20 protein-coding genes are annotated in these 21360 nt (G+C 29.3%); 4 read left to right on the forward strand and 16 right to left on the reverse strand.

The genetic code is table 11. From position 1 onward, the window contains the following. Nucleotides 1-10: 10 nt before the first annotated feature. A complete protein-coding gene (locus ACVHXK_RS04825; protein ID WP_461205234.1) occupies nucleotides 11-550 on the reverse strand; it encodes a UvrB/UvrC motif-containing protein in 540 nt (179 codons plus the stop codon). A 32-nt stretch (nucleotides 551-582) separates the two neighbouring features. Then, entirely contained in the window at nucleotides 583-1047 is a 465-nt protein-coding gene (locus ACVHXK_RS04830; protein ID WP_461205235.1) for a CtsR family transcriptional regulator, read from the reverse strand. A gap of 292 nt (nucleotides 1048-1339) precedes the next feature. Between ACVHXK_RS04830 and ACVHXK_RS04835 the strand changes: the two genes are divergently transcribed. Next, nucleotides 1340-1807 (forward strand): hypothetical protein, encoded by a 468-nt coding sequence (locus ACVHXK_RS04835; protein ID WP_461205236.1) that lies wholly within the window; start codon nucleotides 1340-1342, stop codon nucleotides 1805-1807. A 61-nt stretch (nucleotides 1808-1868) separates the two neighbouring features. On the opposite strand, the gene ACVHXK_RS04840 is transcribed toward ACVHXK_RS04835, so the two are convergent. The 7 genes from ACVHXK_RS04840 to nrdD all read right to left on the reverse strand — a co-directional run bounded on the left by ACVHXK_RS04840 (nucleotide 1869) and on the right by nrdD (nucleotide 10654). Beyond that, on the reverse strand, nucleotides 1869-2438 hold the full coding sequence (locus ACVHXK_RS04840; RefSeq protein ID WP_461205237.1) for an MEDS domain-containing protein: 570 nt from the start codon (nucleotides 2436-2438) through the stop codon (nucleotides 1869-1871). Nucleotides 2439-2539: 101 nt separating this feature from the next. After that, the gene (locus ACVHXK_RS04845) at nucleotides 2540-3727 is read right to left on the reverse strand and encodes an AI-2E family transporter (protein ID WP_461205238.1); all 1188 of its coding nucleotides are present in this window, start codon (nucleotides 3725-3727) and stop codon (nucleotides 2540-2542) included. 123 nt (nucleotides 3728-3850) lie between these two features. Beyond that, a complete protein-coding gene (gene hydG, locus ACVHXK_RS04850; RefSeq protein ID WP_461205239.1) occupies nucleotides 3851-5230 on the reverse strand; it encodes a [FeFe] hydrogenase H-cluster radical SAM maturase HydG in 1380 nt (459 codons plus the stop codon). Between the two features lies 1 nt (nucleotide 5231). After that, nucleotides 5232-6278 (reverse strand): [FeFe] hydrogenase H-cluster radical SAM maturase HydE, encoded by a 1047-nt coding sequence (hydE, locus tag ACVHXK_RS04855; RefSeq protein WP_461205254.1) that lies wholly within the window; start codon nucleotides 6276-6278, stop codon nucleotides 5232-5234. A gap of 563 nt (nucleotides 6279-6841) precedes the next feature. Beyond that, entirely contained in the window at nucleotides 6842-7387 is a 546-nt protein-coding gene (locus ACVHXK_RS04860; protein WP_461205240.1) for an NADH peroxidase, read from the reverse strand. A gap of 514 nt (nucleotides 7388-7901) precedes the next feature. Further along, nucleotides 7902-8417, reverse strand: a complete 516-nt coding sequence (nrdG, locus tag ACVHXK_RS04865) for an anaerobic ribonucleoside-triphosphate reductase activating protein (RefSeq protein ID WP_461205241.1) — start codon at nucleotides 8415-8417, stop codon at nucleotides 7902-7904. A gap of 107 nt (nucleotides 8418-8524) precedes the next feature. After that, the gene (gene nrdD / locus ACVHXK_RS04870; RefSeq protein WP_461205242.1) at nucleotides 8525-10654 is read right to left on the reverse strand and encodes an anaerobic ribonucleoside-triphosphate reductase; all 2130 of its coding nucleotides are present in this window, start codon (nucleotides 10652-10654) and stop codon (nucleotides 8525-8527) included. A 225-nt stretch (nucleotides 10655-10879) separates the two neighbouring features. On the opposite strand from nrdD, the gene ACVHXK_RS04875 reads away from it, so the two are divergent. Together ACVHXK_RS04875 and ACVHXK_RS04880 are read left to right on the forward strand one after the other, a co-directional pair. Then, nucleotides 10880-11401 (forward strand): ferritin family protein, encoded by a 522-nt coding sequence (locus ACVHXK_RS04875; protein WP_461205243.1) that lies wholly within the window; start codon nucleotides 10880-10882, stop codon nucleotides 11399-11401. Nucleotides 11402-11592: 191 nt separating this feature from the next. Beyond that, nucleotides 11593-15030: a pyruvate carboxylase gene (locus tag ACVHXK_RS04880; protein ID WP_461205244.1), complete on the forward strand. Its 3438-nt coding sequence runs from the start codon at nucleotides 11593-11595 to the stop codon at nucleotides 15028-15030. 227 nt (nucleotides 15031-15257) lie between these two features. Here ACVHXK_RS04880 and ACVHXK_RS04885 read toward each other — a convergent pair whose 3' ends face one another. The 3 genes from ACVHXK_RS04885 to ACVHXK_RS04895 all read right to left on the reverse strand — a co-directional run bounded on the left by ACVHXK_RS04885 (nucleotide 15258) and on the right by ACVHXK_RS04895 (nucleotide 17768). Next, a complete protein-coding gene (locus tag ACVHXK_RS04885) occupies nucleotides 15258-16031 on the reverse strand; it encodes a YhfC family intramembrane metalloprotease (protein ID WP_461205245.1) in 774 nt (257 codons plus the stop codon). 236 nt (nucleotides 16032-16267) lie between these two features. After that, the gene (locus ACVHXK_RS04890; RefSeq protein WP_461205246.1) at nucleotides 16268-17380 is read right to left on the reverse strand and encodes a DUF1648 domain-containing protein; all 1113 of its coding nucleotides are present in this window, start codon (nucleotides 17378-17380) and stop codon (nucleotides 16268-16270) included. After that, nucleotides 17373-17768 carry a GntR family transcriptional regulator gene (locus ACVHXK_RS04895; protein WP_461205247.1) on the reverse strand — a complete coding sequence of 132 codons (396 nt, stop codon included), beginning with the start codon at nucleotides 17766-17768 and terminating at the stop codon, nucleotides 17373-17375. Before ACVHXK_RS04895 ends, ACVHXK_RS04890 begins: the two co-directional genes overlap by 8 nt. A 218-nt stretch (nucleotides 17769-17986) precedes the next feature. Here ACVHXK_RS04895 and ACVHXK_RS04900 point away from each other — a divergent pair, with 218 nt between their 5' ends. Further along, nucleotides 17987-18172 (forward strand): YegP family protein, encoded by a 186-nt coding sequence (locus ACVHXK_RS04900; protein ID WP_461205248.1) that lies wholly within the window; start codon nucleotides 17987-17989, stop codon nucleotides 18170-18172. A 122-nt stretch (nucleotides 18173-18294) separates the two neighbouring features. Here the strand turns inward: ACVHXK_RS04900 and ACVHXK_RS04905 are convergent, their stop codons facing one another. The 4 genes from ACVHXK_RS04905 to argJ form a co-directional block, all read right to left on the reverse strand. Beyond that, the gene (locus ACVHXK_RS04905) at nucleotides 18295-18606 is read right to left on the reverse strand and encodes a hypothetical protein (RefSeq protein ID WP_461205249.1); all 312 of its coding nucleotides are present in this window, start codon (nucleotides 18604-18606) and stop codon (nucleotides 18295-18297) included. A 63-nt stretch (nucleotides 18607-18669) separates the two neighbouring features. Further along, complete coding sequence (locus tag ACVHXK_RS04910) at nucleotides 18670-19125, reverse strand: DUF1801 domain-containing protein (RefSeq protein ID WP_461205250.1); 456 nt, start codon at nucleotides 19123-19125, stop codon at nucleotides 18670-18672. 17 nt (nucleotides 19126-19142) lie between these two features. Further along, nucleotides 19143-19745 (reverse strand): glycerol-3-phosphate 1-O-acyltransferase PlsY, encoded by a 603-nt coding sequence (gene plsY, locus ACVHXK_RS04915; RefSeq protein WP_461205251.1) that lies wholly within the window; start codon nucleotides 19743-19745, stop codon nucleotides 19143-19145. Between the two features lie 297 nt (nucleotides 19746-20042). Then, nucleotides 20043-21260 carry a bifunctional glutamate N-acetyltransferase/amino-acid acetyltransferase ArgJ gene (gene argJ, locus ACVHXK_RS04920; RefSeq protein WP_461205252.1) on the reverse strand — a complete coding sequence of 406 codons (1218 nt, stop codon included), beginning with the start codon at nucleotides 21258-21260 and terminating at the stop codon, nucleotides 20043-20045. Nucleotides 21261-21360: the final 100 nt, after the last annotated feature.

The following is a 21360-nucleotide window of genomic DNA, read 5'->3' on the forward strand; positions in this document are numbered from 1 at the left end:
GTCTCCTTTTCTATTCATCATTTTCTTTATCTCTTTTATCCACATTTTCTATATCTCTTATTTCATCTCTTATCTCTGCTGCTCTTTCATACTCTTCCAAATATATAGCCTTTTGTAATTCTTCTTTCAATCCACGCATTTTTTTTCTTTTTATTATAGCTTCTCCAGAAGATTTAGGTAACTTACCAATATGAGTAGTATTACCTTGTACTCCTTTAATAACATTCATTATAGTAGTATTGAAACTTGAATAACACTCACTACAACCAAATAATCCTTTTTCCTTAAATTCCCTGTATGTGGTACCACAATTCTCACATTTTAAATCAATTTCCGTTTTATTCTGAGCAGAGTGATTTACATAATCCATTAACCCACTTAAAATATTTTGAAAAGAGAATGGCGATATCATATCAATATCTGATCCAATATTAAAATCACCCATCTTTTCTGCACATGCCTTACAGATATTAAGTTCTTGTTTATCGCCATTTATAATTTTTGTAACATGAATAGTGGCTTCATTTTTGCCGCAAACTTCGCATAACATAAAATCACCTCTTTATTATTTTAACATATATGTTATTTATTGAAAAATACAGAAATCATCATTGCTTTCACTATAGATGCTCTTAATTCATTCTTATTCCCTGTAGCTACAACTAATGACCTATCATTTACTGCAGAGAGCATAATATTGCTTTCCCTTATATTTATGTGTCTATTATCTAATAAACTTTCTATAATTTTAAGTGCAGAATCATAGGTTATATTATCACCAACTTTTTCATTTATCAAAGAAAACAAAGGCTGATTATCGTCGTACTCTACTCTTCTTATGCGTATATAGCCCCCTCCACCTCTTCTACTTTCAACAAAATAGCCTTTTTCACTTGAAAATCTTGTTGAAAGCACGTAATTAATTTGTGATGGTGCACAACTAAAATAACAAGCTAACTCATTTCTTTGAATATCTAAAATATTTTTTTTATCATCTTTCATTAAAGATTTTATAAACACTTCTATTGAATCAGAAAGTTTTGCCAAAATATCACCTCTACTGACTTTGTCTTTCTTTGACCTTAGTATAATAATATAACTATTCTCTTTGTTTTTCAATGCATAACTTGTTAATTTTTATTTAACAATATTAATTATCTTGTAATTAATATTGTTAATATGTATATTCCTTCATTTTTTTATCCCTCGTGTTATAAAAATAAATTATATTTATACTATATTTTTATTGAAAGAGATTATTATAACCCTTATAATATAAGTATATGTATGAAAATTTATATTTTTTTGAATAAAGATTTATAATATCGGGAGGATATATATGAAAAAGAAAATAATCATCTCAACACTTTTAATATTTTTAATCGCTTTATTTGGAACCTACATTTATATGACCCCTGTCGATATAAACAAATCTTATACAGGAGTTATTTATTCTAACAATAAAGATACTACTAAAAATGTAAAGATAGATTTTAATGGTACATTAAGAAAAAACCCATTTTCATCTGATATAATAGTATCTGAAGTAAACTTTGATGATTTAACTTACCAAGTAGAATTTACCCAGAATTCATCAAAAGAATATGTTGGCTACCTATCAATTGATACTAAAGAAAAATATAACATTCTAGGTTCTATTGTTTTATCTAAAGATTTAGAAGAAATTTTTATAAGTTCTGACGATGTTAATAGCAAATATAAAGATATTTACTATGTTGTCTCACCCATAGAAAACAAAGAAAAAGTAGAGAAAGTTTTTTTTAACTATCTTTCACCACGCAAATAAATAAGCTCTAAAAAAGAAGATGGATTCCATCTTCTTTTTATTATAGATCTTTTACAAAATCCTATATTCTTATATTATTAAGCTCTTTTTTCATATCTGCATACCTAAAATTAGTATACAAATATTTATGGTCTACCCTAGAACGAATTATAGCTTCTTCACCTATAGTATTTCTATCATTTATATAATCTTCTATATCGTATGCACAAATAATATTTAATTGTATATTTTCTAAAGCTTCTGTTATCTTTTCTTCAAATTCCAAAAATTCATTCAAAGAAGCCACATTTATAAATGCTGAACATAACCCAATAACACAAGTCGTTTGATATCCTTGTTTTTTTGAATTTGAAGCTAGATTTTTAAAACCCACTTTAAATTGTTCATAATTCAATTTTGATAATTCAATCATATACCTTATATCTAAAAACTCTACATTGTTAATAGGGTATGAAAATTCCTTTTTTAAAATGCTTAATAGTTCATTATAATCACTATGGTCCATACATAATAATACTTTGCCATTGCTCTTTTGTGCTTCTTTTATCTTATATGCAATATTAACATATAGATGTTCTCTTCCATAATAATACAAAGCAGCATGTTTTCCTTTTAAACATTTAGTATCCATAGAAATTTCCTTCCATAAAATATTAATTTATTCTATATATATATTACTACATAAATTCACTTTTTTCAACTATTTCAGGAATAATTTACATTTTATGTATATTATTTTTTATTTTTCTTTTTTATATGTATTTTTTTCATCCAAATAGGTGTTTTCGAAGTGTCTTTTATATCACGTATAGATTCCATCCCCAAAGATGCCATATTTTTAGCTTTCAACCTTTTATCAGCTTCTTCCTCTAAAAGTGTTTTTAATAAAACAACAATAGGTACACCAACAAGCATTCCTGCCACTCCAAAAAGGATACCCCCTAATGTCACTGCAACAATTATCCAAAACGCACTAACTCCAACTGAATCACCGAGAATCATAGGTCCTAATATTAACCCATCAAACTGTTGTAATATAACTATTATAATTAAAACCCACACCATAACTATCGGTCCATTTAATAATGCAATAAGGCAAGCCGGAACAGCCCCTATTATAGGCCCAAAATAAGGAATCATATTTGATATACCAACTATAATTGCTATTATAGAAGCAAACGGTATTCTACAAATCAGCAATATAAAGAAACAAAGCACTCCAATAATTAAAGAATCTATAAATTTACCAATAAAAAACTTTGAAAATATTTCGTTGCTTTCTTTCATTACTTTATTTAAATAATCTGCATTATCATTTTTCAAAAATGCGTATGTTATTCTTTTAATTCTAGCAAGCAAATCATTTTTATCTACTAACATATAAATCGCAATTGTAAAACTAAGTATTATACTAACAACAGAAGAAGTTATTTTAAACGCATTAACTACTACTTGTTCTAATACTATTGAAGAAATACTAGCAATAGATTTTAGTATAGATTCAAGAGATGAATTTATATAATCAATAACAGCCAATAAATATTCATTATTTGTTTCCTTAATATATTTATTCGCAATATCAAAGTTCAAAGTAAAATTTTCAGGTATTTTATTTATAAGATCTGAAATATTAGAAACTATACTTGGAACTATAATTGCAAAAATCAACACAATTATTGCAATGAGTACTGCCACTGAAATTAAAATACCTAATCCTCTTTTTATTTTAAATCTCCTATTTAGATATCTTACAAAGGGGTCTATTAAATATGCAATTGCAAAAGCTATCACTATTGGGTCTAACATATCAAAAAAACCTTTTCTAAACCCTGATTGAAATAAAAACATAAGAGCAATTATAGTTATAATTAACATTCTCGTTATTTTCTTAAATATCAAATTCACTGTAGATTCTTCCATGTTACACCTCGTCCTTTATTATCTAATTAATGTCCATTTTATACTAAAATTATACCACATATAGATGAAAAAAAAGATAGGCTATACCTATCTTTAAAATTAATTTATTGTGAATTATCTAGCTTATATAAATAAATCTCTTTCCCCATTTTTTATTCTCTTAAGATTATTCTTAGTAAGCTCTTTAATATCTTCTCGTTCTATCTTTTCAACTTCTTGCGTTATAAATTTCTCGCCTTTATTAAATATTTCCGCATCTCCATAATCCAGTATAAATTCCATAAGTGTCATTAAAGCATTAGGATGACACACATTATGAATCTGCCCTGACTTAGCAAGACTCATAAATCTATCTCCAGTTCTTCCTTTTCTATAACAAGCTGTACAATAGCTAGGCAAATGTCCATCTTCTACTAACTCTTTAAGTACATCTAGAGGGCTTCTATGGTCTGCTAAATCAAATTGATTTATACTTCTCCCAAGAGTATCTTCTTCTTTGTATCCACCAACTCCTGTACAAGACCCAGCACTTATTTGAGACACTCCACGGTCCAATAGTTTTTTTCTCATTTCCGCTGATTCCCTAGTTGATAATATAATTCCTGTAAAAGGAACTGCAATTCTTATTATTGAAACTAATTTTTCAAACATATCATCATCTAATATATTAGGGAAATCTTCCAATCCCATTCCTTCCGCTTTTCTTAATCTAGGAACAGAAATAGTATGAAATCCAACACCATATTTTTCTTCTAAATGGTCATTATGAAGCATAAGTGCCAAAACTTCAAATTTATAATCAGAAAGTCCAAACAAAACGCCTCCGCCTACATCATCAATTCCACCTTCCATGGCTCTGTCAAAAGCAGTCAAATGATATTCATAATCTCCCTTTAAAGATTTAGGATGAACCTTTTCATAAGTTGGTTTGTGATAAGTTTCTTGGAATAATATATATGTTCCGATATTGGCGGCTTTTAATTTTTTATAGTTTTCTACTGTTGTCGCTGCTATATTAATATTTGCTCTTCTTATATTTCCATTTTCATTTTTAGTAGAATATACTGCCTCTATAGCATCTATAACATTATCTATAGTACAATTTACCGGGTCTTCTCCAAATTCTAGAGCAAGTCTCTTGTGTCCCATTTTCTCAAGTAGCATAACCTCTTGCTGAATCTCACTTCTATTCAATCTTTTTCTATTAAATTCATTATCTCTTTTATATCCACAATAAGTACAATTATTTACACAATAATCACTAATATATAAAGGTGCAAACACAACCACCCTATTACCATATATTCTTTGCTTTATTTCTCCTGCTATTTTAAACATTTCTTCCTTTTGGTCTGTATTTTCAATTTGAAGAAGAATTGCAATATCTTTATGCGTAAGTTTTTCACTGTTTTTTGCTTTTTCCAAAACCTTTTGAACGTCTTCCTCTGTAGCCTCTTTTGCATCATTTAGTAAATTATTAATATATTCGTGGTTTATAAACATTTTAATTCCTCCCCCAATTTATGTTATCTCCTCTAGCCATATCTACTTCAAATCCTGCACTATTTATCCTTCCCTCTATACAATTCCTACAGTGAGCTGCCTCATCACCTGTACATATTTTGCCATCATATAATGAATACTTCTCTCTCACATTTATAGGTGATAAATTTGGCATAACTACATTTGCTCCAACCTTTAGTGCCTTTTCCCTTCCCTTTGGATCTAGCGTCCCCATTGCTGTTGTAGAAGGCAGTAAGACTTCTGGAACTAACAATCTTGTTAATGAAAGCATCAACAAAGTTTTTTCTACAGTTCCACCTTTTTCATTTGCCAAAGCAGTATCCTTATGAGGTATAAATGGTCCAATACCTATCATATGAGGATATAATTTTTTAAGAAAAACTAAATCATTTACTAAATCTTCATTCTTTTGACCTGGTAATCCTACCATAAAACCAGCCCCTACTTGATAGCCAATTTTTTTCAAATTATATAAGCATTCAATTCTATTTTCAAAGGACATATTTGGATGAAACTTTCTATAAAGCTCTGGTGTTGCTGTTTCATGTCTTAATAAATATCTATCTGCACCCGCATTAAAATATTTCAAATACGAATCGTAACTCTTTTCACCAATAGAAAGAGTTATAGCTTTTTCGGGGAACCTCTCTTTTATAGCTTCTATAATTTCTACAATTTTATCATCAGTGTAATAAGGGTCTTCTCCCCCTTGAAGTACAAAAGTATTATACCCAAGTTTATCTCCATTTTCACAACAACTCATTATATCTTCTACAGTTAATCTATATCTATCCGCCAACTTATTTTCAGCTCTTATACCACAATACATACAATGCTGCTTACAATAATTTGTAAACTCTAAAAGTCCTCTCATGAATACTTTATTACTATAAAACTTTTGTGAAGTCTCTAAACTCTTTTGAAAAAGAAATTTTTTTTCATCTTCATTAATATTATCTAGAAGAAACAAAAGCTCTTCCCTTGAAGCATCATTGGTTTGATATAATTTATTAATTATTTCTTTAATAATCATAGGTTTCCTCCTTTGTATTGTTCATGGTGCACAGTTCATAGTTCACAGTGCACAGTTCGCAGTTCATAGTTTACAGTCTGATGTATAATAAAAAAAACTCTCCTAATATAAGGAAAGTTATACTCATAATTAAATACGCATAATACTATAAACATAAAAATCTATGTTTATACTACAGCTATTATTATATGTGTAACTTCCTTTCAGATTAGTTTCCCTTCTCTGTCAGGTAATTATTTGTAAATAAACAAATAAAAAGACAACTTAGTCTCAATACTTGAACTATGTTAAAATTCTATCAAAACGCAGCGACGCTGTCAATGTTAATAGCTTACAATTATATCACGCTTTTGCTAGTTCCCTTTAAATCATTTTCATCCAAATATTTATCTTTAAGTCTTCTAATCTTTTATCTTCTAAATATTTTAATCTTTATCCTTTGAACTTCACTTCACTCTGCACTCTGCAAATTGCACTCTATATTTTAAAAGTAACACTATATATATTAAAAAAAGCTTCCTTCATCAGGAAGCTTTTCAATTCATATTTAGTTAGAATTATTTATCAAAGTATCTTTCTAAAAGACCTTTGAATGCTTTTCCGTGACGCGCTTCATCTTTACACATTTCGTGTACTGTATCATGAATTGCATCATAGTTCAATTGTTTAGCTAAAGTGGCTAATTCTTTTTTACCAGTACAAGCACCATACTCTGCATCTACTCTTAATTGTAAATTCTTTTTAGTACTGTCTGTAACAACTTCACCTAATAATTCAGCAAATTTTGAAGCATGCTCTGCTTCTTCAAAAGCTATTCTTTTATATGCTTCAGCTACTTCTGGGAATCCTTCTCTATCTGCTTGTCTACTCATAGCTAAGTACATACCAACTTCAGTACATTCTCCCATAAAGTTTTGTTGTAATCCTTCAACCACTCTAGGATCAACATCTTTAGCAACGCCTATTTTGTGCTCATCAGCCCAAGCTAATTCCCCAACTTGCTCTTGGAATTTTTCTTTTGGTGCTTTACATAAAGGACATACCTCTGGTGCCTCTTCTCCCTCATGAACATATCCACATACTGTACAAACAAACTTTTTCATCAATAATTCCTCCCATATTCTAAATTAATTTTTTTAATATTTTTTAAATTATAACATATGAATGGTAACAAATAAACGAAATAATCTCTTATCATTCAATATGATTTCTTATTTAATAATTATTATCTACAAGTAATAATATATATCATATTTGTTAATTTTTCAACCTAAAAAAACTTCTTCTAATGAAATTAAATTGATTATGCTAGTTATATCTAGTATCTTCTCTTATTTACTCACTTATATCGTTAAATTTATTTTTAATTTAATCCATCTAAATTCTCAAAGGCTTTACTATAACTATCATCAATCTTCGTTATTAATTTACCATTTTTATCAAAATTCTTGAAAATATTTATTTCATAAACTTGCGCTTTATTTGTAAAAAATCGGTCGTGTAAGCTTGTTTTACTTTTAAATTTGTATATAAAATAGACTTCACCTTTTGGCCAAGTCTTAAACTATTATATTTCATTTCTATTTTCTAATCATCGTAAATATATAAATTACTTTTTTAATATTGAAGTTCAATTACCTTACCAAATTTCAAGCTTCCTTTAACATCTATAATTCTTTGATTACTAGATCCTCTATATTTTAGATTATCGACTTTTTTATTTTTATCAAATTTACCGTCTATAAGAACATCTATATTAGAAAGCAACTCTTTCCAATAAGGTCTCTTGTCAAAATTATTAATGATAAATTCAAAGGTATATCCTGTATAACACCATATATTGAAATCTTCTTTTATAACATTTTCCGCTATATAAGAAAATTCTTGTGGTCTTTCAAAAGGATCTCCACCTGAAAAAGTAACCCCATTTAATAACGGATTAGTATTAATATCATTAATTATAAGTTCTATATCTACAAGCTCTCCCCCATCCATAGGATGTGTTTCCTGATTGAAGCAACCTTCACAATTATGCATACACCCCTGTGAAAATAATACCCTTCTTATGCCCGGTCCATTAACCATACTTTCATAAATAATTCCTGCAAGCCTGATTTCTTTTGGTTTTATCATACCGCTCCCCCTTTTTAATTTATTATTCAACAAAAGAGATTTTTTAGCTCCGCTAAAAAATCTCCTCCTTAATTGTGCATTGAAAATTGTGCATTGTGCATTATTATTTAATTATATGTCTTCGAATGATCCCCCGCATGGGATGTTCTATCCGCTCTTTCTGCAACTTTTCCAGAACCAAATCTCTCATCTAAAGATAAATATCCTGTTACTCTTGAAATACCTTGTATATTGTCACTTCCGCAACTAGGACAAGTGTTTTTATCAGGTTCCACTCTTTCTCCACATTCTTTGCAATATTTCATATGAAAATTGATACCCATATAACTAATGTTAGTATTTTTATAAGAAAAGTCTATTACAGACTTAACTGCTTCTGGTGTTGGATATCCATCCATTTCAATATAAGTAATGTGTCCTGCATTACACATCTTATGAAAAAGAGCTTCCTTTTCTACCTTATCTTTAATAGATATCTGATGTCCAACTGGTATATGGTAACTATTCGTATAATAATTTTTATCTGTAACTCCTTTAATATCCCCAAAGATATTTCTATCTTGAAGTATAAACTTTCCTGACAAACCTTCTGCTGGAGTAGCATAGCAAGACCAATTCAAATGATCTCTTTCTACACATTCATCACAGAAATCTCTTATATGTTGAATTATTTCTAATCCAAGTTTATAGCTATCTTCATCTTCACCGTGGTGTTTACCAACTAAAGCTGTTAACGTTTCAGCAAGCCCTATAAATCCTATTGAAAAAGTACCTTGCTTAAGTATTGGTTCAATAGAGTCATTACCGTCTAATCCTTCAGAACCTCTCATAATTTCTTGACCTGCTACAAAAGGAAGATCCTTTACTTTTAATTTTTTAAGTACATCATATCTATGAATTAAAGATTCTCTTGCCAATTCTAATCTGCTATCTAAAATTTCAAAGAATCTCTCAACATCACCTTTTGCTAGTATACCTAGTCTTGGTAAATTAATCGTAGTTGGAGCTATATTTCCTCTTCCTTCCGGACCTGGTTTACCATTTACGTTGCCCATTATATAAGTTCTACAACCCATAGTAGCTGCAACTATACCTTCATCGTACATTTTTTTATTAAAATCAGCATCCAAATTCATAAACATAGGATTCATTCGTTTAGAAGCTACTCTACAAGCTAATTCATAAAGATAATAGTATCTATCTTCTTTTTCTCTATTAATTCCTTCTTTAACTCTAAAAATGATGTTTGGAAATATAGGTTGTTCTCCTTTTCCTAAACCTTTTTCATATTCTTCTAAGAATATCCTGCAAACTAAAGCTGCGTCATCATCTCTTGGAATTCCAATATTAAGAGAACTAAAAGGAACCTGACTACCTGCTCTTGAATGCATAGTATTCAAATTAAACACTATACCTTGCATTGCCTGACTTACTTCTTTTTCTAATCTATCTTCTACTAATTTATTTAAAGCTTCTTGTTCCATAGTACTTCCAGTTTGCTGGAGTAATTCATCTACACTTTTTTTTATTTCTTCCCTTGTAAGTCCTACAAAATATGACATATCATTTTCAAAATCAACATGCGATTGTCCACCAAACATATCATTTTGAGCACTTTGAAGAAGTATGCATGAAAGTTCTGCTGCACTACCTATTCTTCTAGGGGATTTTATTGTACCGTAACCTGTATTAAATCCTCTTTTTAGTATCTTCCCAGTCTCTATGTTCAAACAATTAGTAGTTAGATTATAACTGTCTAAATCGTGATAATATATGTCTCCGTTTTCGTGCGCTTTAGCTAAATGTTTTGGCATACTTGATAAATTATGCCATTTATTTGATTCTGAGGCAATTCTAAGCAACTTAGATGAAAAGTTATTTCCAACATTCGCATTATCTCTATCTGTTTCTATTCCTATAGTTTTAATAACTTTCATTAAATCTGATTTTATTTCTCTAATATTTGTTCTTTCTTTTCTATAGTTAGAATAGGTTTCCCCTATCACTTTATATTCACTATTAAATAATTCTTCCTCTACCATATTTTGAATTTCTTCCACACTTATTTGTTTTTCACATAAGCCTTCGATTTTTTCTATTACCTTTTGGGCAATTTCAATTACTTCACTTTCTTTTATGCTATAAGCAATCTCATCGGCCGCGCCTTTTATAGCACTTGTTATCTTCATTGTGTCAAACCCAACTCTTCTTCCATCTCTCTTTACAACATATTGCATATGTATTTCCTCCCTACCACTATATATAGTACTCCGTTATTATACTGTTTAAAATATATTTGCACAATTTTAAATTTTATTAATACGCTAAGTTACATTTAATTATCTAATTGAATCTATGAATTAATCAATTTTTTATACAAATATGTGTTTTGACAATATGAATTTTGTAATTATTCTCTAGGTCTCGCATAAATTATAGTAGTGATGATTTTGGAGGTATATATGAGTTATACTACAGAAAGGCAACCACAGGGTATTCCGTATTTTTTTACTAATAAAATCCGTGAAGCTATGATTGGTGAATTAGTTGCTATTAATGATTATTCAATTCACATCTCACATTCAAATATTAAAGAACTAAACGAAATATGGTACCACATAATGGAGGATGAAAAAAAACATTTTGGAATGTTAATGCAGTTACTTAGAAAATATGATCCTGTTGAATACGAAAAATATAAAGAAGTCGCAAGCCATGTTAAATTAACAGGTAAAGGTAATCTTTCCCTCTCAGAATACAATAAATCCGATAATACTAAACTTCTCAATAATATAAGAAGTGATATTAAAGGCGAACTAGAAGCTATCATTCTCTACGAACAACATATTATAGAAATTCCACATCCAGATATTAAAAAGGTTTTTGAAAAAATTGTTGCAGATGAAAAAGAACATACTGAAGAATTAACCTTAGCTATTTTACATTATGATAAAAATTCTTATGGTCCAATTTCTTGCAAGTAATTTGAAATTTCTCTAAACATTAAGGTCAGTTGCATATTATACTGACCTTATTTTTAATTTCATATAATTTTTTTATTTTATTTATGAAATTAACAAAATAAATTCAATTGTTTTATTATAATGTAATTGAATTTAATTTTTTACTAATATATAATTAAACCATTGTAGTCATATATAAAGGGGTTGATTAGATGACAAAAAGATTCAAAAGAATTTTGGTTGCAAATAGAGGTGAAATTGCAATCAGAATATTCAGAGCTTGCTCTGAATTAGGTATTAGAACCGTTGCTATCTATTCAGAAGAAGATAAATTTTCTTTGTTTAGAACAAAAGCAGATGAAGCTTATCTAATAGGAAAAACTAAAGGTCCTGTTGATGCTTATTTGAATATTGATGAAATAATTAGCCTAGCTAAGAAAAAAGGTGTAGATGCAATCCACCCAGGTTATGGATTTCTTTCTGAAAATGTAGAATTTGCAAGTAAATGCGAAGAAGCTGGCATAGAATTTATCGGGCCAACAGCCCAAATGATGGATAGTCTAGGTGATAAAATAAAATCAAAACTAGTAGCGCAAGCTGTATCTGTTCCTACAATTCCTGGAGTAGAAAAACCAGTAAATTCTGACGAAGAAGCCTTAGAATTCGCAAAACAATGTGGTTATCCAGTTATGTTAAAAGCTGCCTCCGGTGGTGGTGGAAGAGGCATGAGAGTTGTACAAAGCGAAAAAGAACTTTTAACATCATTTAGGAGTGCTAAAAATGAAGCAAGAAAAGCCTTTGGAATAGATGATATTTTTGTAGAAAAATATCTTGAAAAGCCAAAGCATATTGAGGTACAAATAATAGGTGATAAATACGGAAATATAGTTCATTTGTACGAAAGAGATTGTTCTGTACAAAGAAGACACCAAAAATTGGTTGAATTTTCTCCATCCATAACTCTTTCGGAAGAAAAAAGAAAAGAAATATGTGATGATGCTTTGAAAATCGCAAGACATGTATCCTATAGAAGTGCGGGAACATTAGAATTCCTAGTTGATAAAAACGGTGATCATTACTTTATAGAAATGAATCCAAGAATTCAAGTAGAACATACTGTATCAGAAATGGTTACAGGTATTGACATAGTTCAAAGTCAAATTTTAGTAGCCGAAGGTTTTCCTCTAAATTCAAAGGAAATAGGTATACCTTCTCAGGACTCTGTAAAAATCAATGGATTTTCTATTCAATGCAGAATTACTACAGAAGATCCTCAATCTAGCTTTGCTCCTGATACTGGGAAAATTACTGTTTATAGAACAGCTTCTGGATACGGGATTAGACTTGATGGTGGAAACGGATTTACAGGTGCTGAAATAAGCCCCTACTATGATAGTTTACTAGTTAAAGTTAGTTCTTGGTCAAGAAGTTTTGAAGATGCTATAAGAAAATCTCTACGTGCTATTAAAGAAACAAAAATAGCTGGGGTTAAAACAAATATTGATTTCCTTATAAATGTTCTTAATCACCCTGTATTTAAGGCTGGAGAATGTACTACCGGATTCATAACTGACCACCCAGAACTATTTGACATATCACCAAAAGCAGATTATGAATTAAATATACTAAATTACCTAGGTGAAAAAGTAGTAAATCAAACTCACGGGGTTAAGAAAGATTTTGATATCCCTGTAGTTCCAAAATTACCAGCTTTCTCTAACCTAGAGGGTACAAAACAAATCCTTGATAATGAAGGTCCTGAGGCTCTTGTTTCTTGGATTAAATCTCAAGATAAATTACTTTTAACAGATACTACTTTAAGAGATGCACATCAATCATTAATGGCTACAAGAATGAGAACTGTAGATATGCTTAAAATAGCAGAGGCAACTTCTTATTACGAAAAAGATTTATTCTCACTTGAAATGTGGGGCGGTGCTACATTTGATGTTGCATATAGATTTTTAAATGAGTCTCCTTGGAAACGTCTAAAAGAATTAAGAAAAAGAGTTCCAAATGTAATGTTCCAAATGCTTCTTAGAGGTTCAAATGGAGTTGGTTATAAAAACTATCCTGATAATGTAATACGCTCTTTAATCGATGAAGCATCCTCTTCTGGAATAGACGTGTTTAGAATATTTGATTCTTTAAATTGGTTAAAAGGAATGGAAGTATCTATTGACCAAGTATTAAAAAATAATAAAATCGCTGAAGTTTGCATTTGTTATACAGGCGATATATTAGACGAAAAAAGAGATAAATATTCTTTGGAATACTATGTTAACAAAGCAAAAGAAATAGAAAAAATGGGTGCACATATCCTTGGTATTAAAGATATGTCAGCTCTTTTAAAACCTTATGCAGCCTACAAACTTATAAAAGCATTAAAAAGTGAAATTTCAATACCTATTCATTTGCATACTCATGATACAACAGGCAATGGCGTTGCCACAGTTATGATGGCAGCAGAGGCTGGTGTAGATATTGTAGATACTGCTTTAAATAGCATGTCTGGTTTAACTAGTCAACCTGCCCTAAACTCAGTTGTAGCAGCTCTTGAATATACAGAAAGAGCAACTGAAATAAAACTTTCAGGAATACAAAAATTATCTGATTATTGGGCTGCTGTTAGACCTGTATATGAAGAATTTGAATCTGGTTTAAAATCAGGTAGTACTGAAATATACAAATACGAAATACCTGGTGGTCAATATTCTAACCTTAAACCTCAAGTAGAAAGCTTTGGTTTAGGTCATAGATTTGATGAAGTAAAAGAAATGTTTAAAAAAGTCAACGATATGGTAGGAGATATAGTAAAAGTTACTCCATCCTCTAAAATGGTAGGCGACTTAGCTATATTTATGATACAAAATGACTTAACTCCTGAAAATATCTTAACTAAAGGTAAAGATTTAGCTTTCCCTGATTCTGTTGTAGCTTATTTCAGTGGTATGATGGGCCAACCAGAATTCGGATTCCCTGAAGATATTCAAAAAATAGTCTTAAAAGGAGAAAAACCTATTACTTGTAGACCTGGAGAGTTACTACCTGCTGAAGATTTTGATAAAATTAGTAAATTATTAAAAGATACCTATAATATAGAACCTACAAAAGAAGACTTAATAAGCTATGCTCTTTATCCTGATGTTTTTCAAAAACATTTAAAATATATAAAAGCTAATGGCGATTTAAGTATGATAGGTAGCGATATTTATTTCCACGGATTAAGAGAAGGCGAAACTTGCCAAATACAAATAAAAGAAGGAAAAATTTTAATTATAAAACTTCTTCAAATCTCAAAAATTAATAACGAAGGCTATAGATCATTAACTTTCGAAGTCAATGGAAATAGACGTGAATTATTAGTAAAAGATACAACTTCTAAAATAGTTGCTGATTCTACCGAACTTCTTTATGCAGATGAAAATGACCAGACAGAAATAGGTGCTAGCATACCAGGTACTGTATTAAAAGTACTTGTTAAAGAAGGAGATATTGTTGAAGAAAATACTTCTCTTGTCATAATAGAAGCTATGAAAATGGAAACAAATATTACTTCTAGTTCAAAAGGTATCGTAGAAAAAGTTTATGTTAAAGAAGGCGGTCAAGTTAAATCTGGAGAATTGCTAATTAAACTAAAGGAAGACTAAAAATTTAATGCACAATTCACAATGCACAATGTACAATTAAGGAGGAATTTCTTCCTAACGTCAGAAATTCTTTAATTATATTTAAACCCACTAGTTGATGATTCAGAATCAGTAACTAGTGGGTTTGTATTTTTTTAAAAATATTGCTTAAACTTATTAAAGATAAACTACTTAAATATACAAATCAACTCTTGATAAATTTCACCTTAAATAAATCCAGATTAGTTTTAAACAACCTCTTGTACTTTTACATATTCTTTTACAAATTTAATAATGTATCCTACAGAAATGACAGCTGCAACAGATAATATAGCTTCAACCGCCCAAATATTAGAAGAAAATACTACTGCAATAAAATCAATTATAAAATGCAGTGAAAATGCATATACAAAGTATTTATATTCTTTTAAAGAAACACTCTTGAATACTAATATTGATAAAGCTATATGAAATAAAATAGTGAAAACTCTTTCAAATCCCCCCAACACAAACATTGATGGCGCAGTATTAATTAATAATTCTTTAACTGCAGCTATTTCTGGCGTTGTACCTAATAAAGTATCAAAAGTGCCATTATTTATCATAATACTAATAACCATATTATTAATTTGCGCTAATCCAACTATTAAAATAGATTCAATTCCGGAATGACCAATCCCGTAACCAAGTGCATTTTGGGGTTCTAAATTTTTCTTTAATAAATATTTAAACCCCACTACCCTTCCAACTTCCTCGAAAGCTGCAGCTGTCAAAGCTAAAAATATGCCGTAGACATAAATATTTGCCTTAATACCGTTTTCAAACCATGGAACACTTCCTAAAAAACTTAATAGTGGAATTCTTGTTACTACTTGAAACAAAACAAATATCAAAACCCCTACACCCACAGCTTTAAAATCTATTTTATATTTTTTTCTGAACACAATCATCAATATTATCGGAAATAAAATACTTAAAAACAAGCTTACAAACATGCCAAAAAACGACGCATTACTTACCATATTTATCATATCCTTTCTTTTTATAGTTCACAGTTATAGTTATAGTTATAGTTATAGTTATAGTTATAGTTATAGTTATAGTTATAGTTATAGTTATAGTTAATTTTCTTACTGTCGTCAGAAAATCTTTTAAACTCAATTAAAGATTTTGCGTAGCAAAATCATCCGCAATTGTGCATTGTGCATTGTGCATTGTGCATTGTGCATTGTGCATTGTGCATTGTGCATTAAAATAACTATCCTAATTTTACTGAAAACATTGCAAATAAAATGATAGCTAATATTAATATCCCAAAAATCAATATCCCCATTTTATTACCAAAGTTAATTGTCCACCCTATACCGAACCTTTTTTCTATAAAAATCGATGGATCATTTGGATTGTAATAAATCAATCCCCATTTATAATAATTGTCATCATCTTTAGTCTGCTCTTTACTATTTGGTGATTCACTTTTAACTTTAATCCTACTACCACCTTGACCAACCTTTAGCGATAATATTATAGTAACGATTAAAATACCAAAAGTAAAAAGTATAGTGATAATACCAAAAACATTAGCTGTTATAGATAATATTTGTAATATCATCAAATTTATCAAAGTAAATAATAAAGATAACGCAATTGTCATTCCAATAATAAACAATCCCCATATCTTTCTGGATTTTTTAATCTGCATTCTTGATTCCTCTGGTCTCGAAGCATCAATTTGAACTTTTGCCATTGTTATTGATTTATATGTAAAGAACATAATTACCATTAAAAAAAATTGCGTAAATGATGTAAATAAAACCGCTCCATAAGATTTATTCGCCCAATTATCAACCTCTCCATTAATGTTCCAATGTATTGGTATTCTATCCGGTAATTTATCATACATAACTAAACTTATTACAGTATTTATAATCAATATAGCTATTGGAATTAAAAATAATAAACCTATTTTTTTATTGTCTTGTTTTTCATCTAAACTTTTAGTATCCACGACAATAACCTGTTTTTTCTTTATAACCCAATCTTTTTTTTCTTTTAAGTTTTTCACTTTTTTATGTGCTCTAAAATATGGAATATAAAACATTGGAATATAAACAAATATCATTATAGTACTTACTAATGGTAATTCTATAAATAAAGAAAGCAAAATAAATATTAAAATAAATACTACAAACATCAATACATAGGTTATCTGATACTCTTTTTTCACTCTATCAAGTTCTGGATTATGGAGTTCTTCTCTCGGTAATCTAATTCCAAAAAATATTTCTTTTCTTGAAACAGCGGGCATTATTAAACCTATTACAAATAGAATAATATAAACTGGCATAAATAGTAATAATGTTTTAATCATTATTAAACCCTCCTTTATCGTATGTATTTAAAGATTTTTCACAAACTTTAATAAAATCTTCGTTTTTCATTCCTTTTAATATTGCTTCAGCCGCTATTATTTCTAATTTATCATTCAAATTTTCTAAATACTTATCAGTAATATTCTTATTTAGCTTCGAAATAAAAGCTCCTTTTCTCCTATCCATTGTAAGAAACCCTTCATCCTTCAAAAGAGTATAAGCTTTATTTACCGTATGCATATTAACCCCTATTTCAGATGCAAGAACTCTTACCGAGGGAAGACTTTCCTCTTGATCTAATTGGCCCTTTGCAATTCCTTTCACTATTTCATTTCTTATTTGCATATAAATGGGTGTTTCGATTTCAAAATCAATTTTTAATAACATTCCATCACCTTATTTCAATATTATATTTGTTGTATCTGTTATATATATAATATAACAATGCTGCTCATTTTTCAAGAGGCTATTCATTACAAACAGAATTCTTCCTTTTTTTTCATAATTCATCTTTTAATCTCAATATTATCTTTTTTTATTAATAATTTATAGTATAATTATATTAAGTAACAAAATAAAAATACTATAAAAAATGGAGGGTTTTTATGTCATCTAAATTTGAGATTTACACTGATGCAAAGGGGTCATATCGTTTTAGATTAAAAGCAGGAAATGGACAAATAATAGCTACTGGTCAAGGGTATAAGACAAAAGAAGGATGCTTAAATGGAATAGAATCAATAAGAAAAAACTCACCACTTGCAGAAATTGTAGAATTAGAAACAGAATAAAAGTAACCTTAACTAATAATTTTATATATTCACTTTGCACATCATTATTTACTAAAATGATGTGCTTTTTATTAATTCTTAATTAAATTTAATACAATAAAAAAAGATACCTTTAGGTATCTCTAAAATCCAACTTTTTTCTTCATAAATTCGCCTGCTGCTTCTTTAAGTAAATCTTCCCATGAGCCAAATTCTGAAATCTTTTTAATATAATCATTCACCTTATCTAAAGGAAGATTAGTCATATCTCCTATCTTTTCTAAATCAAATCCACTTTTTTCAATCATCTCTTGTACGTTTTCTAAATTAGTAAATTTAGAAACAAAATCATCATTGATTATTTCTTCTACATCAAAGTCACCTATTTGAAAGTCATCCATTTTATCTTCTGCAACATCCTTAATTTTATCAAAAGCCATCTTTTTAAAATCCATATTAACCCCTCCGTAAAATAATTTATATATACATAATATCATATTATTAATAGATAATCAATATTAATTGATAATAATCTTCTTATACTTAGCTATATATTGCCCAACATCAATTTTTCTGCATAACTCCCCTATTAACTCATAAGGTATTGTTTTAATATTTTTAAATCTAATACAAGATTTTCCCATATCCAATTTTGTTTTTACATGTTTAGGGTATTCTTCTATGAACCATTCTAAGATTTCCGGAAAGCTATATATCCCCATATGATAAATAGCTATATGATTTTTTTGAGAAGCTATAGCTAAAAACGGCAAAGGTTCTTTTGGATTAACGTGATACCCTTCTGGATATATACTGTGCGGCACAACATAACTTACCATGCCATATTGCATTTCTTCTTGAAATCCATTTGGAAGATTAGCCTTTATAACTTCTCTTAAGTTTGATAAAACTACCTGTCTATCCTGGGGTAACTGTGCTATATATTCATCTATATTTTTTGCTTCATATTTCATAAAAATCACCTCACTTTTTACTTCGAAAATGTTGATCTAAGTCCCGTTTCATCATTATTAATTATTCTATATATATTTATCCTGTGCTTATATATAGATATTGCCGCAATTAATGCACACATAATTACAGACATCAAAGAATATCCTCCTATAAACTTCATAATTGGCCATACTATTACCATTACAATAGTTCCTAATGCTATATAATCTGATAATATTGTAACTACTACTAATATAATAGCTGCTATCAACGCTATCTTAATATCAATTGCAAGTATCATTCCTATTATGCTTGCCGTACCTTTTCCACCTCTAAATTTAAGATAAAAGGGGAAAATATGCCCAAGTATAGCAAACATACCTGCTATAAAATATAATCCTTCATTACCTTGGAATAAATATTTTATTAATGTTACTGCAACCACTGCCTTCATAATATCAACAAAGGCTGTTATAATGCCATACCTCCATCCCAAAACTATAGTTACATTAGATGCTCCCGCATTTTTACTTCCTTTATCTCTAATATCGATATTTCCTTTCAATTTGCCAATAATAAATGCTGTTTGAATATTTCCTAAAAGATATCCCACAATTGCCGCTATAATATACTCTAACATATTTTATTCACTCCTATTATTAGTTTTATACTACTATACGCTTTGTATAATATAAGAAAACTTTTTGTTATTTAGTCTTACAATCTTCAAGAATGAAATCGTTTTAATATGATTTTAACACACTACTTGTCCTAATAACAAATCTAATAAATACAACTCCATCCTACTTTGTTGAATGTAGAGATTTCTGCTAGCTACGTTAAAAAATAAAACTACTTCAAAAAATTTATTTTCAAAGTAGTTTTATATATCAATTATTTTATTAAAAAACTCCCAATATAAAAGTTCAATTGAAATTTACGTAGTATACTCTCCATTAATTTCAACATATTTATAAGATAAATCGCATCCCCACGCAGTAGCTTCACAATCACCATTCTTTAAATCTAATATCGCTTGAACTTTCTTTTCTTTAAGTAAGCTAGTAGCAAATTCATTATCATAAGGATAATTCATACCATCCTTTAAAACTTGAATTTCTCCTTTATCACTTTTATAAAATAAATCTGTTTTATCTGGATCAAAATCTGCTTCTGAATATCCTGCTGCACACAAAATACGTCCCCAGTTAGGGTCGCTTCCAAAAAAAGCTGTCTTCACTAAATTTGAAGTAATAACTGATTTAGCAATAAGTTTTGCGTCTTTAATTGTATATGCTCCTAGTACTTTTACTTCTATAAGCTTTGTTGCTCCTTCTCCATCTTCTGCAATTTTTTTAGCTAACTCTTTATTCACATAATCTAAGGCTTCCTTGAAAACTTCAAAATCTTCTCCATCCTCTTCGATTTTTTTGTTATCAGCTACAGCATTTGCAAGAACAATAACCATATCATTTGTGCTGGTATCTCCATCCACTGAAATCATATTATAAGAATCTTCTACACTATCCTTTAATGCTTTATTAAGCATTTCTTTTGAGATGTTCAAATCAGTGATTACAAAACCAAGCATTGTTGCCATATTAGGATGTATCATACCTGATCCCTTACACATTCCACTTATGCCAACCTTAACTCCATTAATTTCTATGTCTACGTTGACTACTTTAGTTGATGTATCCGTTGTTAATATCCCTTCTGATGCATCATAACCTGAATCCTCTTTCAGCTGGGGTACAATAGTCTTTATTCCTTCTTCCATAATATTCATAGGGATAGGTACTCCAATCACCCCTGTTGACGCTTGAAGAACTTCTTCTGGTTTCAATGATAACTCTTTTGACACAAGTTCTGCTATTTTTATTGAATCATTCATTCCTACTTTTCCAGTACAAGCATTCGCCTGCCCACTATTAACTATTATTGCTTGAGTATTATTATTTTTTATATAATCCATATTCAAAATAACAGGTGCAGCCTTTGCTTTATTTTGCGTAAATGTTGCTGCGCTTACCCCTTTGCTCTCACTGTATATTAATGAAAGATCCTTCTTTCCACTCTTCTTAAAACCTGCCGAAATTCCAGCAAATTTAAATCCATTTACATTACATCCAAAATTACCTTCTATAATTTTCACTTTTAAACCCCCTTTTTGTTTGTGTTAGTGTAAAGTTTTTTACACTACTTTCTTTATTAAATCTTTATATATCAAGGTTTTCAAAGTTTTTTAGAATAAA

This window comes from Clostridium sp. DL1XJH146 (assembly GCF_054819755.1).

Coding starts and splice junctions, on each gene's coding strand:
- ACVHXK_RS04825 (WP_461205234.1), bottom strand. CDS start 550: ATGTTATGCGAAGTTTGCGGCAAAAATGAAGCCACTATTCATGTTACA.
- ACVHXK_RS04890 (WP_461205246.1), bottom strand. CDS start 17,380: ATGATTAAAACATTATTACTATTTATGCCAGTTTATATTATTCTATTT.
- ACVHXK_RS04895 (WP_461205247.1), bottom strand. CDS start 17,768: ATGTTATTAAAAATTGATTTTGAAATCGAAACACCCATTTATATGCAA.
- ACVHXK_RS04875 (WP_461205243.1), top strand. CDS start 10,880: ATGAGTTATACTACAGAAAGGCAACCACAGGGTATTCCGTATTTTTTT.
- ACVHXK_RS04910 (WP_461205250.1), bottom strand. CDS start 19,125: ATGAAATATGAAGCAAAAAATATAGATGAATATATAGCACAGTTACCC.
- hydG (WP_461205239.1), bottom strand. CDS start 5,230: ATGTTTATAAACCACGAATATATTAATAATTTACTAAATGATGCAAAA.
- plsY (WP_461205251.1), bottom strand. CDS start 19,745: ATGTTAGAGTATATTATAGCGGCAATTGTGGGATATCTTTTAGGAAAT.
- nrdD (WP_461205242.1), bottom strand. CDS start 10,654: ATGCAATATGTTGTAAAGAGAGATGGAAGAAGAGTTGGGTTTGACACA.
- ACVHXK_RS04885 (WP_461205245.1), bottom strand. CDS start 16,031: ATGGTAAGTAATGCGTCGTTTTTTGGCATGTTTGTAAGCTTGTTTTTA.
- ACVHXK_RS04835 (WP_461205236.1), top strand. CDS start 1,340: ATGAAAAAGAAAATAATCATCTCAACACTTTTAATATTTTTAATCGCT.
- ACVHXK_RS04900 (WP_461205248.1), top strand. CDS start 17,987: ATGTCATCTAAATTTGAGATTTACACTGATGCAAAGGGGTCATATCGT.
- ACVHXK_RS04845 (WP_461205238.1), bottom strand. CDS start 3,727: ATGGAAGAATCTACAGTGAATTTGATATTTAAGAAAATAACGAGAATG.
- ACVHXK_RS04905 (WP_461205249.1), bottom strand. CDS start 18,606: ATGGATTTTAAAAAGATGGCTTTTGATAAAATTAAGGATGTTGCAGAA.
- ACVHXK_RS04840 (WP_461205237.1), bottom strand. CDS start 2,438: ATGGATACTAAATGTTTAAAAGGAAAACATGCTGCTTTGTATTATTAT.
- nrdG (WP_461205241.1), bottom strand. CDS start 8,417: ATGATAAAACCAAAAGAAATCAGGCTTGCAGGAATTATTTATGAAAGT.
- ACVHXK_RS04880 (WP_461205244.1), top strand. CDS start 11,593: ATGACAAAAAGATTCAAAAGAATTTTGGTTGCAAATAGAGGTGAAATT.
- ACVHXK_RS04860 (WP_461205240.1), bottom strand. CDS start 7,387: ATGAAAAAGTTTGTTTGTACAGTATGTGGATATGTTCATGAGGGAGAA.